The following is a 15,844-nucleotide window of genomic DNA, read 5'->3' as shown; positions in this document are numbered from 1 at the left end:
CCTGATGCGAAATGCATCGGTGGGGCCCTCTTCTTGTGAGTGCGAATTACGACGGCGGATGCCGGGTTTTGTTGTCAGTCCTCGCCGCGGAGGATGGCCAGGACGCGGATGATCTCCACGTACAGCCAGACCAGGGTGACCGTCAGGCCGAAGGCCGCGGTCCAGGAGAAGCGCTGCGGCGCACCGCTCTGAACGCCGGCTTCGATGCTGGTGAAGTCCATGACCAGGGAGAACGCGGCCAGGCCAATGGCCAGGATGCCGATGACAACACCAATGATGCCGCTGCGCAGGCCGAACGGTTCCGTCGTCATACCCGTCATCATCATGACTAGGTTGACCACGGAGAACAGGCCGTAACCCACCAGGGCGATCATAAAGAACTTCATGGCCTTGGGAGAGGCGCGCACCTTGCCGCTCTTGAACAGGAGCAGCGTCACGGTGAACACGGACAGCGTGCCGATGACGGCCTGCAGGCCGACTCCCGGGTACATCAGGTCAAGCACGCGGGTGAGGCCGCCGAGGAACAGGCCTTCGAGCCCGGCATAGGCCAGGATCAGGGCCGGCGAAGGCTGCTTCTTGAACGTGTTGACCAGTGCCAGGACGAAGCCGCCCAGCGCACCGACGATCATCAGGATGCTGGCCAGCCCCATGCTGACGAACAGGGTCACCGCGGCACCGGCCAGCAGGACTCCGAGGCAGGCAGCAGTCTTGACGATGACGTCGTCGTACGTCATCCGGCCGGTGTCCGCGGGACCTGCGGCCGGCTGGTTGTACATCTGGCGCAACTGCTCATCGGTCATGTTCTGCTGCTGGCCCCAGCCGTTCTGGGGATCCATGACCTGGCCGGGAGCCCGCTGGCCGTAAGGCTGCTGGCCGTACTGGGTCTGTCCGTAGGGCGCCTGCGGGACAGGCGGTGCCTGGGTGGCTCCACGGAAATTTTTTCCGTTGAAGATCGGGTTTCCGCCAAGTGCCATTGCTGGTGTCCTCCAAGTAAGGGGGTGGGTTGCTGAAGTTAAGGTTCACGTTACCAACTTCCACGTGCCCGCGCTTCAATAAGTTCCCCATCCATGGCGCCGAAACGCAACCGTGATGCATCCGAGTGGACGGTCGCACGCGCCCCCGGGCCGCGCGTAGGCCAGACCGACCCCTGAGGAATACTGCTGATCAACAGAAGTTTCTTTGCGAACACTTTGCCAATGCGCCATGGCTGTAACGCAGTTGTTATGCGATCGCTACCCGACGGCCTCCCCCCAGCCTAAAATTTGCCTCTGACGAGCTGTAACATAAACCACACACGGTGACGGATATCACAATCAGGCCCCCAGCCTGCAGAAAGCACCACTATCCGTCCCGTGACGTTTGCAGTGGTTGCAATGGCGCATCCCTGGCCACCCCACCCAAGTGGAGGATTTTAATTTTGAGAAGTACACCCAAAGGCTCGCCGCACAGACGGCCGGGCGGATTGCTGAAAGTGATAGGGGCCGTCTTTGCCTCTGTCGTGGCGATACTGCTCGTCGTCGCCCCGGCATCACAAGCCACTTCGCCGTCTCCGACACCATCCCCGTCGCTTACGACCTTCCAGAACAACATCAGCGGCTTCCTTCGGGATGACGCGCGCGCCCCCATCGCCGATGTGACCATAACCGCTAGGAGCGGGGACTTCGAAGGGACCGCCACATCCGCGGCCAACGGGTCCTGGAGCATCGGTGTCCCTGTCCAGGGCACCTATGAGATCGAGCTGGACGAATCGACCCTGCCAGAGGGCATCAGGCTCGCAGAAGGCCAGGATAACCCCCGCAGTGTCACGTTTAGCCAGACCTCCAACCTCTCGGTGATTTTCGCCTTCGGTGAGGGCATCGTGGTGCAACAGCAGGACTTCGGCCAGAATCTCCTCAACCGGCTCGTTGCTGGGCTGAGCTTCGGTCTCCTGCTGGCACTGGCCTCCGTGGGACTTTCCCTGATCTTCGGAACCACGGGGCTGACTAACTTCGCCCATGGGGAAATGGTCACCCTGGGCGCTGTACTGGTCTTCGCCTTTAACGCCATAGGCCTCCCCTTCTGGCTTGCCTTGATCCTTTCGCTCCTCGGCGGCGGCCTCTTCGGCTACGTCCAGGACGCCGGACTCTGGAAGCCACTTCGCCGCCGCGGAACGGGCCTGGTGCCCATGATGATCGTCAGCATCGGGCTCGCCCTCGCCGTCCGGTACGTCATCCAGTTCTACTTTGGCGGCGCCACGCAGCAACTGCCCTTTGCCCAGAGCGCCGAGATCCAACTGGGTCCGGTCTCCATCTCTCCCAACAACCTCTGGTCGCTCATCATCAGCGCTATCGTAATCGCGCTGATCGGCATCATCCTGCTCAAGACCCGGCTGGGCAAGGCCACCCGCGCGGTGGCCGACAACCCGGCGTTGGCGGCCGCGTCCGGCATCGACGTCGACTCGGTCATCCGGATCGTCTGGGTTACCGGCGGCATGCTCGCCTCCCTCGGCGGAATCCTATGGGCCTATTACCGGCCGGGCGTGACCTTCGACATGGGTTCGCAGATCCTGCTGCTCATCTTCGCCGGCGTGACCCTGGGCGGCCTCGGCACCGTCTTCGGCGCCCTCATCGGGTCCATCATCGTCGGCATCTTCGTAGAGCTGACCACCGTTTTCGGCCTCGCTGCCGACCTCAAGTATGTGGGAGCACTGTTCATCATGATTGTTGTCCTCTTGTTCCGGCCCCAGGGCATCCTGGGCCGTCGCGAGCGCGTGGGTTAGGAGACAGCCATGGATTTCGGATTCATTTTCTCCAGCGCTGCCAGCGAACTCTTCAGCCCGACCACCGCGGCCTATGCTCTTGCGGCCCTCGGACTGGCAGTCCACTTCGGCTACTCCGGCCTGCTGAACTTTGGCCAGGCCGGCTTTATGGCGGTGGGCGCCTACGGCTTCGCCATCTCGACGCTCACCTTTGGTGTGCCCTTCTTTGTGGGACTGGTCATCGCCGTGATCTGCTCGGCTATCTTCGCGATGCTCCTGGGCATACCGACCCTGCGGCTGCGCGCGGACTACCTGGCTATCGTCACGATCGCAGCCGCGGAAATCGTCCGCTATATTGTCACGACCAACCAGCTGACCGCCGTGACCGGTTCGGCCAACGGCCTGGCCGCCTTCGAAGGCGGGTTCTACGCCATGAACCCGTTCCCGGCGGGTTCGTACATGGGCATGAACAACCGGGACTTTTTCATCCGCATCGTCGGCTGGGGCCTCGTCATCATCTGCTGCACCCTTGTGTGGCTGCTGATGAGGAGCCCCTGGGGCCGCGTACTCAAGGGCATCCGCGAGGACGAAAACGCGGTCCGGTCCCTCGGCAAGAACGTGTATGCCTACAAAATGCAGGCCCTCATCATCGGTGGCGTGCTCGGCGCCCTGGCGGGCATGATCTTTACGCTCCCCCGCGGCGCAGTCCAGCCGGCCAACTACGGCACCGAGCTGACGTTCTTCCTGTACACCTGCCTGTTGCTCGGCGGCCTCGGCACGGTGCTGGGACCCGTCATCGGCGCGATGATCTTCTGGGTGGTGCTGTCCCTCACACAGGGCATCCTGTACGGCCTGATCGAATCCGGCGCCGTCACCTGGCTGAACACAGTCCAGGCCGGCCAGCTGCGTTACATCCTTGTGGGTGTCGCACTGATGCTGCTGATGATCTTCAGGCCCCAGGGCGTCTTCGGTAACAAGAAGGAGCTGGCGTTCGCATGAGCACGCATAGCGAAGAACCCCGTCCGTCGGAGAAAATTGACTACATGACGGACACGCGTCCGATTGCCGCCGGGGACACTGCTCCCGGCTGCAAGAAGCGCGATCCGATCGTGGTGGCGGCAAACGTCACCCGCAGCTTCGGCGGCATCAACGCCGTCGACGTCGAATACCTGGAGATCCCGCGGCACAAGATCACAGCGCTGATCGGCCCGAACGGTGCAGGTAAGACCACCCTCTTCAACCTGCTGACCGGATTCGATATGCCGAACTCCGGCAAATGGGAGTTCGAAGGCAATAGCCTTGCCGGGGTTTCACCCTACAAAGTGGCACGAATGGGGATGGTGAGGACCTTCCAGCTGACCAAGGTCATGGGCAAGCTCACCGTCATGGAGAACATGCGGCTCGGTGGCTCGGAACAGCCCGGTGAGCGCCTCTCCAAGGCCCTGTTCAAGGGCCTCTGGGGCGGCCGGGAAAAGGAGATCACTGCCCAGGCGAACGTCCTGCTTGAGAAGTTCAAGCTGGACGCCAAGAAGGACGACTACGCTGCCTCGCTTTCCGGAGGCCAGCGGAAACTCCTGGAAATGGCACGTTCGCTGATGGTCAGGCCGAAGCTGGTCATGCTGGACGAGCCCATGGCAGGCGTCAACCCGGCGCTGACCCAGTCCCTCCTGGACCACATCAAGAACCTCAAGGCTGAAGGCATGACCGTGCTTTTCGTGGAGCACGACATGAACATGGTGCGCCATATTGCCGATTGGGTGGTGGTGATGGCGGAAGGAAAGATCGTTGCCGAGGGCCCCCCTGGCGAAGTCATGAAGAATCCGGCAGTCATCGATGCCTATCTGGGAGCCCATCACGACGTGGACCTTGGCGACGCTGAGGGCATCAAGGAACTTGCAGCCGAGCTGGTGGCCGACGACGAATCGATTGTCGGTACTGAGAATGCGGGCATCATCGCCATCGATGTGCTCGAGCAGGAGCTCGAGGAGAATCGTGCGGAAGAACCACGTCGCAGAGAAAAGGACACAGAATGAGCGCCACGAGTGCGGCTCCCGCTGCCGGTAGCGCAGCAACCGACGATTCGGTCGTCAAGGTAACAAACCTCGTTGCCGGCTACCTTCCCGGTGTGAATATCCTCAACGGTTGCAATATCGAGGCTCGCAAGGGCGAACTGATCGGCATTATTGGTCCTAACGGCGCCGGCAAATCGACGCTTCTCAAGGCCATGTTCGGTCTGGTGAAAGTCCATTCGGGCACCGTTGTGGTTCGTGGCCAGGACATCACCGGACTCAAAGCCAACAAGTTGGTGACCAAGGGCGTGGGATTCGTCCCGCAGAACAACAACGTGTTCGCCACGCTGACTATCGAAGAGAACATGCAGATGGGCATGTTCCAGCGCCCCAAAGACTTCGCCGAGCGCTTTGATTTTGTGACCAGCCTGTTCCCCGAGCTCGGCAAGCGCCGGGCCCAGCGGGCCGGGTCGCTCTCCGGCGGCGAACGTCAGATGGTGGCCATGGGACGCGCGCTGATGATGGAGCCCGCCGTCCTGCTCCTTGATGAGCCCTCCGCCGGCCTCTCCCCTGTCAAGCAGGACGAAACCTTCCTGCGGGTGCACGAGATCAACCGGGCAGGGGTTTCGGTGATCATGGTGGAACAGAATGCCCGCCGTTGCCTCCAGATCTGCGACCGCGCCTACGTGCTGGACCAAGGAAGGGACGCCTACACGGGAACCGGGCGGGAACTGATGAAGGACCCCAAGGTGATCCAGCTGTACCTCGGCACCTTGGCGGACGAGGTCTAAGCCATCTCCGTCCAGCCGCCGCCAGGAGCTGCAGAAGGGCCGTCACCGTCCGGTGGCGGCCCTTCTGCAGGCCTGCCGTGGTTCCCCGGTGCCGTCCGGGTGCCTCACCCCCTCGCGCACACAAAAAGAACCCCCGCCCGGTGCAACCCGGGCGGGGGTTCTTTGTGGAGGAAGCGGCTTTACAGCTTGCCGAATTCTTCCTTGGACGGTGCGTACTTGTTATCGTCCTGGTACTCGTAGATGCCGATGTAGGCTTCCGTCGGGTCGCCGGCGTCAGAGAACGTCACCGGACCTGACTGGCCGTCGTAGTCGATGTCCTTGCCGTTGCGGAGCAGCGTGACACAGGAGGCGAAGTCGGTGCACTTCTCACCCGACTCCGAGACCGCCTTGAGCTGCTTGGCAATCTCAACGCCGCTGGTGCTCTTGGCGGCTTCAGTGGCAAGGGCGATCAGGTTCACAGCATCGTAGGATTCACCTGCGTAGCTGTAGTCCTTCAGTGCCGGATCAATGGCGAGCAGTTTCTGCTTGAACGCCTCCTTGGCGAACGTGCCAGGGATGGTTCCCTGGGCGCCCTTCAGGGTCCCGGCCTGGAAGTCCTTGCTGTAGTCGGAGGTGTTGCCGTCCACAAGGAACATCTGGGTGGGCTTGACACCCTTGCCCGTCATCAGCGGCACGATGCTCTTGGCCTGGTCAAAAGTGATCAGGGCGATCGCGTCAGGCTTGGCCGCGATGACCTTGTCCACCTGGCTGCTGAACTGGGAGTCACCCTCGTTGAACAGCTCTTCCGCAACCACTTTGCCACCAGCTGCCTCGAAGGAGGACTTGACGTTGCTGGCAAGGCCGGTTCCGTAGGCGTCGTTGAGTACGATCATGCCCACAGTCTGTGCACCACAGGTGGCCATGTAGTTGCCCAGGACCTTACCCTGCAGCACATCTGAAGGCGCAGTACGCCAGTAGAGGCCCTTGTCATCCCAGGTAGTGAAATCCGGGGAAGTATTGGCGGGCGAGAACTGGATAACACCGGCACCGGTGATCTGGTTGATGACCGTCTTGGAGACACCGGAAGACGCGGCACCAATGATGGCGCTGACGCCCTGGCCGAGGAGCGCACTGGTGGACTGCGTGGCGATGTCTGTCTTAGTGTCGCCGGAGTCACGGTGGATCACTTCCACAGGCTTGCCCAGGACACCCCCGGCATCATTAACTTCCTTGACGCCAAGATTCACACCCGCGATTTCGGGCGGCCCGAGGAAGGCCAGGGAGCCGGTGGTGGGGAGCAGGGAACCCAGCTTGAGCGGCGTTTCCGTGACGGTGGTTGCAGGCGGAACAGCGCCTCCAGCGCCTGCCTTTGCTGTGCTTCCGGGGGCCGCGCCGGGAGCGGGGCAGGAGATCCCAGTTGCTGACGTGGTGGTTTCTGTCGAGCTCGGGGTGGAGGTACCACCACAGGCTGTAACCAGAAAGGCGACGCCGACGCTAAGCGCTGTGAGCTTAGCAAGACGGGGTGCCGCCGGGGAAAGTGAAATCATTGACAATCTCCTGGATCGAAAGGTGCGAACGGCCTTTGACGCGGATGATCAGGTGTTCCTGATTTAACTTCAAGCTAATGCATATCTTCGGCGGATATAAGTGACTGAGGTCACATCCTTATAACAGTCGTTGCATATGCGAAATCAATGAACGGGAGAGGACTGTTGAGATCACGCGGGAGGCGCGGAAGGGCGCATCAGGAGGAACTCCCTAGGGAGAATTTGTACCCCAGGTGGGACTCGAACCCACAACACGCGGATTTTAAGTCCGCTGCCTCTGCCAATTGGGCTACTGGGGCGCCCGGTCAATGGTATCCCGTCATTCGCCCGCAAGCGGTGCGGCGTACCGGAACGTCCCGTGGACCCCGCCGGGCCAGGCCGCCAGCGGGAGCAGCTGGAAGTGGTCGCCCCACGTTTCGTCGGGCGGCAGGACGCCGAAACTTGTAGCCGGCACGAAGCCGAAGCGTGGGTAGTATTCGGTGCTGCCCAGCAACGCAATCCCGCCCTCCCCCGCCGCATTGGCCCGGGCGATGGTGTCATTCATGAGGGCGCTGCCGATCCCATGGCGCTGCAGCCTGGGCGTCACCCCGATGGGCCCGAGCCCCAGCAACCCGTAGTCGCCCACCCAGCCGCGGGTGCTGATCACATGGCCGACTATTTCGTCGTCGAGCACCGCCACCACGCTGAACCCGGGCAGGTAGTCCTCGCACTCGAAGAGTCGGCGGAGCACGTCCACCTCCTCGGGCTCCCCCCCCCACCGGCAGGCCCGTGACCGGGGAGACCGCGAACGCCTCGCCCGTCAACGCGAGGATCTTGTCCCTGTCCGCGGCCGTCTCGTTCCTGAGCAGCAGCTCGGGCCGCGGCACGTGCCGGCTGGCCGCTGACAGCTCAGCTAGGGCTTCGACGGCGCGTGGTGCGTCCGCCACCGGCACCAGCAGGTGGTCGTGGTGGAAGCCGGCCAGCACGTTGCAGCTGATCCTGGCGTCGGTCAGGGCCTTCCCGACGGCGGCGGTCAGGCCAACAGCCTCCAGCGCAGAGTGCACTTCCAGGGTGATCCAGGCCGCCACAAAGTCGTAGTGCAGCCCCAGGCTGTCTGCCCTTTCCCGCGGCAGGACGACCGTCAGGCCCTCGGCCTCACGGACGGCAGCTTCGATGCCGGGCTCTAGCGGCCTGCCATGCGGCCACAGGACGTAGACGTACTCCCCCTCCCGCAGTACCGGTTTCAGGGTTGCCAGCAGGGTCTGGAGGTTCTTTTCGCCAGTCATGCTGCCAGTCTAGAAGGGACACCAGGCGGGAAACGCCAAAACGGCGGCTATCCCTCAAGGGGACAGCCGCCGTCGGGCGTTACAAATGCTGGTTCGAGATGCCGGTGTTACTTGGCGTCCGCGGTGACCGACTGCTTGGGGTCCACGCTGGTGGCCTCGGCGGAGCCGGGCTTTGCCGCTCCGGCGGATGCCTCGGGCGCGCTGGCCGCCGGGGCAGGAGCAGCCGCAGCCGGCTTGGGAGCCGGTGTGGCAGCGGCCACGAAGGCACCGCGCGGGTTGTCGAGGTCGATCAGCTGGGTGGTGTCGCGGCCCATAAAGAACGCGAGGATCCAACCCATGATGACGCGGACCTTGCGCTCCATGGTGGGCATGGCCATACCGTGGTAGCCGCGGTGTGCCAGCCACGCGAGCGGGCCCTTGAGGCCGATGCGGCCCAGGATGTTGATGTTGGCAACGCCCTTCCACTCGCCGAAGCCGGCCACAGCACCCAGGTTCTTGTGCTTGTAGTCCTTCAGCGGCTTGTCCCAGCGCGAAGCCCACAGGTTCTTGGCGAGACGCTTGGCCTGGCGAAGTGCGTGCTGGGCGTTCGGGACGCAGGTGCCGTCCGGCAGGCCGCTGCCCGTGAGGTCCGGCACGGCGGCGATGTCGCCGGCGGCCCAGGCGTTGTCAATGATGCCTTCATCACCGGCGATGCGGAGGTCCGGCAGAACGCGGACGCGGCCGCGGGGTTCCAGCGGGAAGTCGGAGGAGCGGATCATCGGGTTGGCCTGCACGCCGGCAGTCCAGACGAGGGTATCGGCTTCGAATTCCTGGGCGAGGGACTTGTCCGGGAGGTTGATGAGCTTCAGGGAGCCCTCAGCGCTGTCCAGGGAGGTGTTCAGCAGAACCTCGATGCCGCGGCTGCGGAGGTGCTCCACAACCCATTCGGCCTGCGGTGCCGTGACCTCCGGCATGATGCGGCCCATGGCTTCAACCAGGACGAAGCGTACTTCTTCCTGGCGGATGCGGGGGTTGTTCTTGACCGCGGCGCGGGCCAGGTCTTCCATTTCGGTGATGCACTCGATGCCGGCGAAGCCGCCACCGACAACCACGAATGTCAGTGCCTTGGCGCGGGCAGCGGGGTCCGCGATGGTGGACGCGGCCTCGAGGCGCTCCAGCACCTTGTTACGAAGGGCCACAGCCTCTTCGATGGTCTTCAGGCCGATGCCCTTGTCCGCCAGGCCCTTGATGGGAAACGTGCGGGTGATGGCGCCTGCGGCCACCACGATGTCGAAGTAGGGGATCTCGATGTGCTCTCCGCCGTCCGCGGGCGCCACGACGGCGGTGCGGTTGGCGTGGTCGATCGAGGTGACGCTGCCCTGGATGAGTTCAGTCTGCTTCAGGTGCTGGCGGTGCGAGACCACCGCGTGGCGGGCCTCGATGTTGCCGCCGGCCACTTCGGGCAGGAAGGGCTGGTAAGTCATGTAGGGCAGTGGATCCACGAGGGTGACGATGCCACCGGCATTCGCGATCTTCTTCTGCAGTTTGAGTGCTACGTACAGGCCGACGTACCCGCCGCCGACGACGAGTACCCTGGGACGGTCCTGGAGCTCTGGGGTGGTTGCCATGATTTAAGGATACAACAGTTTGTGAAAATCTTCACTAACTACGATTTGCCGCCTGAATCAACGGTTTGGAACGCGCCGGTATCGGGTTCCTCGCGCGCCGCTCCGGGGTTTCGGGCAGCCCTCCGCAGCTGGAGGACTGCTGCCCCGATGATCACCACAAAGAGGATCACTGAACCGATCACGACGGCGGCGCCAACGGCACTGTCACGCTGTGAGGGCGCCTCCGCCGCGGGCACAGTGGGCTCGGGCAGCGTGGGAACGGCACTGGCCACTTCGTCGGTGGGCACCGGTGCCGGCGCACCAAGGTTGCCGCGGCGGTGCACGCGGATCCAGTCCGAGATGGAGCCGAGCGGGTTGGCGGCGGCTTCCGGGACGGAGTCCTTCAGGGCGGCCTCGGCGTTCAGCACGCCAAAGCCGTACAGCGGGTCTTTTCCGGCAGGACCGGCATCCTTGGCCGTGCTGACGATCCGGTTGATGACCTGCTTGGCGCTCATCTCCGGCCACTTGGAACGGATGAGTGCGGCCACACCGGCAACGATCGGGGCAGCTCCGGATGTTCCCGCCCATTCTGCGTAGCCGCCGCCCGGCAGCCCGCCCAGCAGGTTTTCAGCCGGGGCCGCCACACCGATGCTGATCCCCTGGGAGGACGAGTCGACGCTCGCTGTACCCTTGCGGTCCAGGCCGGCGACGGTGAGGACGCCGGGGATGGTGGCGGGAGCCCCGACCTGGAGGTTGCCGCCTATCCGGTTTCCGGCGGCGGCCACGATCACCACATCCTTCTGCTCGGCATAGAGGAAGGCAGCGTCCCAGCTCTGGGGCCACTGCGGCGTGGCGCTGCCCAGCGAAATGTTAATGACTTTGGCCCCGTTGTCCACGGCCCAACGGACCGCTTCCGGGATCTGGTCCTGATCGCTCTTTCCCGCGGGGTTGGCCGATCCCAGCCACGTTGACACGGACAGGATCTCAGCTTCAGGAGCCACGCCAATCATGCCGTCCGGTCCGCCTGCGGCAGCGGGGCCGGGACTGGGCGAAGCGGTGGCGCCGGCGGGCTGGTGGCCGCGGCCGGCCAGGATGGTGGCTACCAGGGTCCCGTGTTCCGGCTTGACCCCCAGGCTTTTCTGCCCGTTGGGGCTGCCGGCCCCGGACGCGTCGAAGCCTCCGGTGACGGCGCCCTTCAGGTCAGGGTGCTGGGCATCCACACCGCTGTCGATCACCGCGATCTTGACTCCGGCGCCCTTGGAAACTTCCCAGGCCTTCGTAATTCCGGCTTCGCCAAGCCAGTACTGCTTGTCCCGTTCAGCGTCGGCCATGGCCGCGGGCGCCAGGGTCAGTCCTGCGGCCACGCTGACGCCTGCAAGGGTCATCGCCAGGAGAGCTGACGCGGCCCGGCGGAACCGTGCTGTTGCTCTGGTCATGTGGGTTCCCATGCTTTGGTTGGCTGAAGGCCTGGTTAGTGGATGCTCAGGGCAATTCCGTCAAGAATATCGTGTTCACTGGCCGTGGCCGTGACGATCCGGCCCGCGGTGAGTTCATTCAGCCGCTCCAGGATGCGCCGCCACACCAGCCCGCCGGCGCCCATTACGTCGACGCGGCCGGGGTGCATGTACGCCAGTTCGGCACGTTCTCGCCTGGTCATGTGGAGGAGGTCAGTAGCGGCTTCGGTGATGGTGCCGATGGACAATTCCGTCCCGTGGATCGCCGCCGGCGAGTACTCCGTAAGCCGCAGGGCATGGGCGGTGATGGTGGTGATCGAGCCGGCCACCCCGACGACGGCTGTGGCGCGTTCCAGCGGAACGTCCAGCCCCGCCCGGGCGATGGCGGCGTCGATGTCGGCTTCCGCGGCGGCGATCTGCTCCGCCGTGGGCGGATCGTCCTGCAGGTGCCGTTCGGTCAGGCGGACGCAGCCGACATCCACGGACTTGGCGGCCGTGACGCCGTCGGAGGTTCCGAGGACGAACTCCGTGCTGCCGCCGCCGAGGTCCACCACCAGCACCTGCTCGCCGTCAAGGATGGGCAGCACGCTGCTGGCCCCGGCGAACGACAGGGCAGCTTCTTCATCGCCCGAGATAACCTCCGGCTCAACGCCCAGCAGTTCCCGGATTCCGTCCACAAAAACCTGGCGGTTGCGCGCGTCCCGGCTGGCCGAGGTTGCCACAAAACGGATGGACTCGGCGCCATACTCACGGATCATGGCTGCGTAATCCCCTGTGGCCGCGAAGGTGCGCTCCAGTGCCTCAGGGGCAAGTTCGCCGGTGGCGTCCACGCCCTGGCCCAGCCGGACAACCCGCATTTCGCGGACAACGTCGGTGAGCTTCGCTGTCCCGGTGCTGCGGTCGATGTCGGCGATGAGCAGGCGGAGCGAGTTCGTGCCGCAGTCGATGGCGGCGACGCGGGTCATGCCCCTGCCCCGTCAGCGCTTGCTGTCTTGCGGACCGGAGCGGGCCGGCCCACGATCTCCGGCAGGCCCTGGGGTCCGTGGCGGCTGAGATCCTTTGACGGGGCCTCCCCTGCGGTGTCCCATGCGCCGTCGCAGTAGCAGCGGTCCGTTGTCCACCATTCACCGATGCCGGCAATGGCCTCATCCCCCAGCGGGTTCACGCCGGGACCTGCCGCGAGGGAGTGGCCCACCAGGACGTGGAGGCATTTGACCCGGGTGGGCATGCCGCCGGCGGAGATGCCGTCAATCTCCGGGACGGCGCCGATGCCGGAACGCTCGCCGATGGCCGCGCGGGCTCCAAGATAGTCCTCGTGCGCCGCACGGTAGGCGGCCGCGAGGGGCTCATCGGCGCTCAGGCGTTCATTCATGTCGTTCATCAGCCCGGCAGCTTCCAGCCTGGAAACCGCCGACGTGATGACGGGGTGCGTCAGATAAAACGTGGTGGGAAACGGCGTCCCGCTGCTCAGCCGCGGTGCGGTGGCGGCGACGAGGGGGTTGCCACAGACGCAGCGCGCCGGGATTTCCACCACATCGCGCACCGGCCGTCCCAACTGCCTGCTGAGTACTTCAAGATCGTGTGCTGATGGCTGGCGGGACTTCTCCGGCGCAGTCGCCGTGTTTTCTTCCACTGGCGCGGGCCATCCTTCCTCTAGCTGTTCAGTCTGTGGCCGCACGCCTGATGGACTCCCACAGGGAATCCACCCACGGCAGATCGGCGGGGTCTTGTGCTGCTGTGGCGGTCAGGCTACTGCTTGTTCCGGCCGGCAGATCGCCACCGAAGACCCAGTAGCCGGATTCACCCGGCATAACCATGTTAATGCGGTCGCGGGCCTGCTGTTTCACGTAGTTCGGATCCTGCCACCGTGAGATCTGCTGCCGCAGGCCGTCCTGCTCGGCCTGGCGGGCGGCAATATCGGCGCTGAGGGCGGCGAGCTCCGCCCGTTTGTCGAAGAAGATCTTCACGGTGGGTGCCAGCATGATGGTGATGGCAATCATGACCACCGCCAGTGCCAGCATGCGGCCGGAGAACGCCTTGGCAGGTATGGGCTGAGTGTCATCCTGAGTGGTGTCAGGCTTCGGTGTCCCGCCCGCGGCGTTACCGCTGTGGCCGCTCCCCTGCCCTTTGGTGGCCGGCATCCTGGTGTCCGGTGCGGACGTTCCGGCGCCGAACGCCGGGCTGGCTTTGCCCTTGGTCCCGCCCTTTGCGCTGCCGGCTGTACCGCCAAAATCGGCGCGGATGACGCCGGCGTCTTCCCTGGCTGGGTCCGTGCTGGCCTGATGCTTCGACGCGGCTTTGGGAACTTTGGGACGGCGGGTGGCCATGACACTCCTGAAACGTGCGGCCTGCCTCTGGCCGCAACTCTGCGCTTGATGCCGGCTCAATCAATGCCGGCTAAACAAAAACCGGTGGCTATGGTCTTTCAACCATAGCCACCGGTCAGAGATTTACGCGGCTACTAGCCCTTGAAACGCGGAAAGGCGCTGCGGCCGGCGTAGCGTGCGGCGTCGTCGAGTTCTTCTTCGATGCGCAGGAGCTGGTTGTACTTGGCAACGCGCTCCGAGCGTGCCGGGGCACCGGTTTTGATCTGGCCGGCGTTGGTGGCCACCGAGATGTCGGCGATGGTGGTGTCCTCGGTCTCGCCGGAGCGGTGCGAGGTGATGGTGGTGTAACCGGCGCGCTGTGCCAGGCTGACGGCGTCCAGCGTTTCGGTCAGTGAACCGATCTGGTTGACCTTGACCAGCAGCGAGTTGGCGGTCTTGGTGTCGATGCCGCGCTGCAGGATGGCCGGGTTGGTGACGAAGAGGTCATCGCCCACGAGCTGGACCTTGTCACCGATGCTGTCGGTGAGGGTCTTCCAGCCGTCCCAGTCGTTCTCATCCAGGGGATCCTCGATGGAAACCAGCGGGTAGTCGGCCACGAGCTCGGCGTAGTAGGCGCTCATCTCGGTGGCGGACAGTGCCTTGCCCTCGAACTGGTAGGCGCCGTCCTTGAAGAACTCGGAGGAGGCGACGTCCAGTGCCAGTGCGATGTCCTTGCCCGGGGTGTAGCCGGCGTTCGTGATGGCTTCCTGGATCAGGTCCAGCGCAGCACGGTTGGACGGCAGGTTAGGCGCGAAGCCGCCTTCGTCACCCAGGCCGGTGGACAGGCCCTTGGCCTGCAGGACGGACTTGAGGTTGTGGTAGACCTCGACGCCCCAGCGGAGGCCCTCGGAGAAGGTCTCGGCGCCGATCGGGACGATCATGAATTCCTGGATGTCCACGTCGGAGTCGGCGTGCGAGCCACCGTTGAGGATGTTCATCAGCGGAACCGGCAGGACGTGCGCGTTGGGGCCGCCCAGGTACTTGTACAGCGGCAGGTCTGCGGAGGCGGCAGCGGCGTTGGCAACGGCCAGCGAAACGCCCAGGATGGCGTTGGCGCCGAGCTTGGCCTTGTTGGGGGTGCCGTCCAGGTCGATCATGGCCTGGTCGATGCTGCGCTGGTCGGTGGCGTCGAAGCCGGTCAGTGCCGGAGCGATCTGGTCGATGACAGCGTCAACGGCCTTCTGGACACCCTTGCCGAGGTAACGTCCCTTGTCTCCGTCACGGAGCTCAACAGCCTCGTGCTCACCGGTGGAGGCACCGGAGGGTACTGCCGCGCGGCCGATCTGGCCATCGGAGAGCAGTACTTCAACTTCTACGGTCGGGTTTCCGCGGGAATCGAGGATTTCGCGGGCGTGGATGGCATCGATAAGCGCCATGGATGTGCTCCTTATGGGCGATTTTGGGGGAACGAACAGCTGGAAAAAGCGTTAAATCTGGGACGTCCTCGTCAGGACCAAGCCTAGTCGAGAGTGGTGCACGTTACGGAACCCTATCCATCACCCGGACGTCATGATGGCGACGCGAACTGGCGCCGGATGGCGCCCCGAAGGGCACGTTCGGCGTCGAATCCCTTGGCACGGGCAGAGCCGACGACGGCGAGCAGCAGGTCGCCGAGCTCCTCCTCCGTCGTTGCGGTTTCGACTTCCGGGGTTTCCGCAAGCTCAACCACAGTTCCGGCCCGTTCGGCCCGGTCAAGGAACTTCTGCGCCTTCGCCAGGGCCGGCAGCGCGTCCGGGATCCCTTCAAAGGGCCCCGTTCGCTCCGGACGTTCCGCAGTCTTCACGGCGTCCCATTTACGGACAATCTCCGCCACCGAGGCAGGGAAGGTGTCCTGCAGCGTGCCGTCGGACCGGAAGACATGGGGATTGCGGCGGACCATTTTGGCACTCAGCCCGCGGGCGACGTCGTCGAACGTGAACGTGCCGCGCTCCTCGGCGAGCCGGGCGTGCAGCACTACCTGAAGCAGCACATCGCCCAGTTCGCCGCGAAGCTCGGCGTCATCCGCGCCGGTCTCGATGGTCTCGGCAACCTCAAAGGCCTCCTCTAGGAGGTACTCCACCAGCGAGGCATGAGTGAGGGCGCCCATCCACGGGCAGTGCTCCCGCAGCTG

At 64.4% G+C, this 15,844-nt stretch carries 14 protein-coding genes, 1 tRNA gene and 1 pseudogene; 4 read left to right on the top strand and 12 right to left on the bottom strand.

The features are described from left to right. Positions 1-74: 74 nt before the first annotated feature. Positions 75-974, bottom strand: a complete 900-nt coding sequence (locus ACX80M_RS07280; RefSeq protein WP_252602387.1) for a Bax inhibitor-1/YccA family protein — start codon at positions 972-974, stop codon at positions 75-77. Positions 975-1,474: 500 nt separating this feature from the next. On the opposite strand from ACX80M_RS07280, the gene ACX80M_RS07275 reads away from it, so the two are divergent. From ACX80M_RS07275 to ACX80M_RS07260, 4 genes are read left to right on the top strand one after another with little or no spacing between them, the layout of a single operon-like run. Next, entirely contained in the window at positions 1,475-2,758 is a 1,284-nt protein-coding gene (locus tag ACX80M_RS07275; RefSeq protein WP_459309335.1) for a branched-chain amino acid ABC transporter permease, read from the top strand. A 9-nt stretch (positions 2,759-2,767) separates the two neighbouring features. After that, positions 2,768-3,736 (top strand): branched-chain amino acid ABC transporter permease, encoded by a 969-nt coding sequence (locus tag ACX80M_RS07270; protein ID WP_056343518.1) that lies wholly within the window; start codon positions 2,768-2,770, stop codon positions 3,734-3,736. Continuing rightward, positions 3,733-4,770, top strand: a complete 1,038-nt coding sequence (locus ACX80M_RS07265; protein ID WP_252607805.1) for an ABC transporter ATP-binding protein — start codon at positions 3,733-3,735, stop codon at positions 4,768-4,770. Before ACX80M_RS07270 ends, ACX80M_RS07265 begins: the two co-directional genes overlap by 4 nt. Beyond that, the gene (locus tag ACX80M_RS07260; RefSeq protein WP_252607804.1) at positions 4,767-5,537 is read left to right on the top strand and encodes an ABC transporter ATP-binding protein; all 771 of its coding nucleotides are present in this window, start codon (positions 4,767-4,769) and stop codon (positions 5,535-5,537) included. Before ACX80M_RS07265 ends, ACX80M_RS07260 begins: the two co-directional genes overlap by 4 nt. A 179-nt stretch (positions 5,538-5,716) precedes the next feature. On the opposite strand, the gene ACX80M_RS07255 is transcribed toward ACX80M_RS07260, so the two are convergent. From ACX80M_RS07255 to ACX80M_RS07205, 11 genes and pseudogenes are all read right to left on the bottom strand, one after another. After that, on the bottom strand, positions 5,717-7,063 hold the full coding sequence (locus tag ACX80M_RS07255) for an ABC transporter substrate-binding protein (RefSeq protein ID WP_252602399.1): 1,347 nt from the start codon (positions 7,061-7,063) through the stop codon (positions 5,717-5,719). 225 nt (positions 7,064-7,288) lie between these two features. Continuing rightward, a tRNA-Leu gene (locus tag ACX80M_RS07250) sits at positions 7,289-7,362 on the bottom strand. A 20-nt stretch (positions 7,363-7,382) separates the two neighbouring features. Beyond that, the gene (locus ACX80M_RS07245; RefSeq protein WP_459309323.1) at positions 7,383-7,793 is read right to left on the bottom strand and encodes a GNAT family N-acetyltransferase; all 411 of its coding nucleotides are present in this window, start codon (positions 7,791-7,793) and stop codon (positions 7,383-7,385) included. Between the two features lie 220 nt (positions 7,794-8,013). After that, positions 8,014-8,328: pseudogene (locus tag ACX80M_RS07240) on the bottom strand (ACT domain-containing protein); the annotation flags it as partial. Between the two features lie 107 nt (positions 8,329-8,435). Next, positions 8,436-9,935 (bottom strand): NAD(P)/FAD-dependent oxidoreductase, encoded by a 1,500-nt coding sequence (locus ACX80M_RS07235; protein ID WP_252607801.1) that lies wholly within the window; start codon positions 9,933-9,935, stop codon positions 8,436-8,438. 38 nt (positions 9,936-9,973) lie between these two features. Next, entirely contained in the window at positions 9,974-11,350 is a 1,377-nt protein-coding gene (locus ACX80M_RS07230) for a S8 family serine peptidase (RefSeq protein ID WP_252602407.1), read from the bottom strand. Between the two features lie 35 nt (positions 11,351-11,385). Then, on the bottom strand, positions 11,386-12,333 hold the full coding sequence (locus tag ACX80M_RS07225; protein ID WP_252607800.1) for a Ppx/GppA phosphatase family protein: 948 nt from the start codon (positions 12,331-12,333) through the stop codon (positions 11,386-11,388). Continuing rightward, positions 12,330-13,001: a DUF501 domain-containing protein gene (locus ACX80M_RS07220; RefSeq protein ID WP_459309322.1), complete on the bottom strand. Its 672-nt coding sequence runs from the start codon at positions 12,999-13,001 to the stop codon at positions 12,330-12,332. Before ACX80M_RS07220 ends, ACX80M_RS07225 begins: the two co-directional genes overlap by 4 nt. 28 nt (positions 13,002-13,029) lie before the next feature. Then, complete coding sequence (locus tag ACX80M_RS07215; RefSeq protein ID WP_459309321.1) at positions 13,030-13,695, bottom strand: FtsB family cell division protein; 666 nt, start codon at positions 13,693-13,695, stop codon at positions 13,030-13,032. Positions 13,696-13,829: 134 nt separating this feature from the next. Further along, entirely contained in the window at positions 13,830-15,110 is a 1,281-nt protein-coding gene (gene eno, locus ACX80M_RS07210) for a phosphopyruvate hydratase (protein ID WP_056343550.1), read from the bottom strand. A gap of 131 nt (positions 15,111-15,241) precedes the next feature. After that, positions 15,242-15,820: a MazG nucleotide pyrophosphohydrolase domain-containing protein gene (locus ACX80M_RS07205; RefSeq protein WP_459309334.1), complete on the bottom strand. Its 579-nt coding sequence runs from the start codon at positions 15,818-15,820 to the stop codon at positions 15,242-15,244. Positions 15,821-15,844 lie beyond the last annotated feature (24 nt).

It is taken from the genome of Pseudarthrobacter sp. MDT1-22 (genome assembly GCF_054511035.1).
The sequence above is the reverse complement of the archived record's forward strand: the minus strand, read 5'-3'. Positions and strand labels throughout refer to the sequence as shown.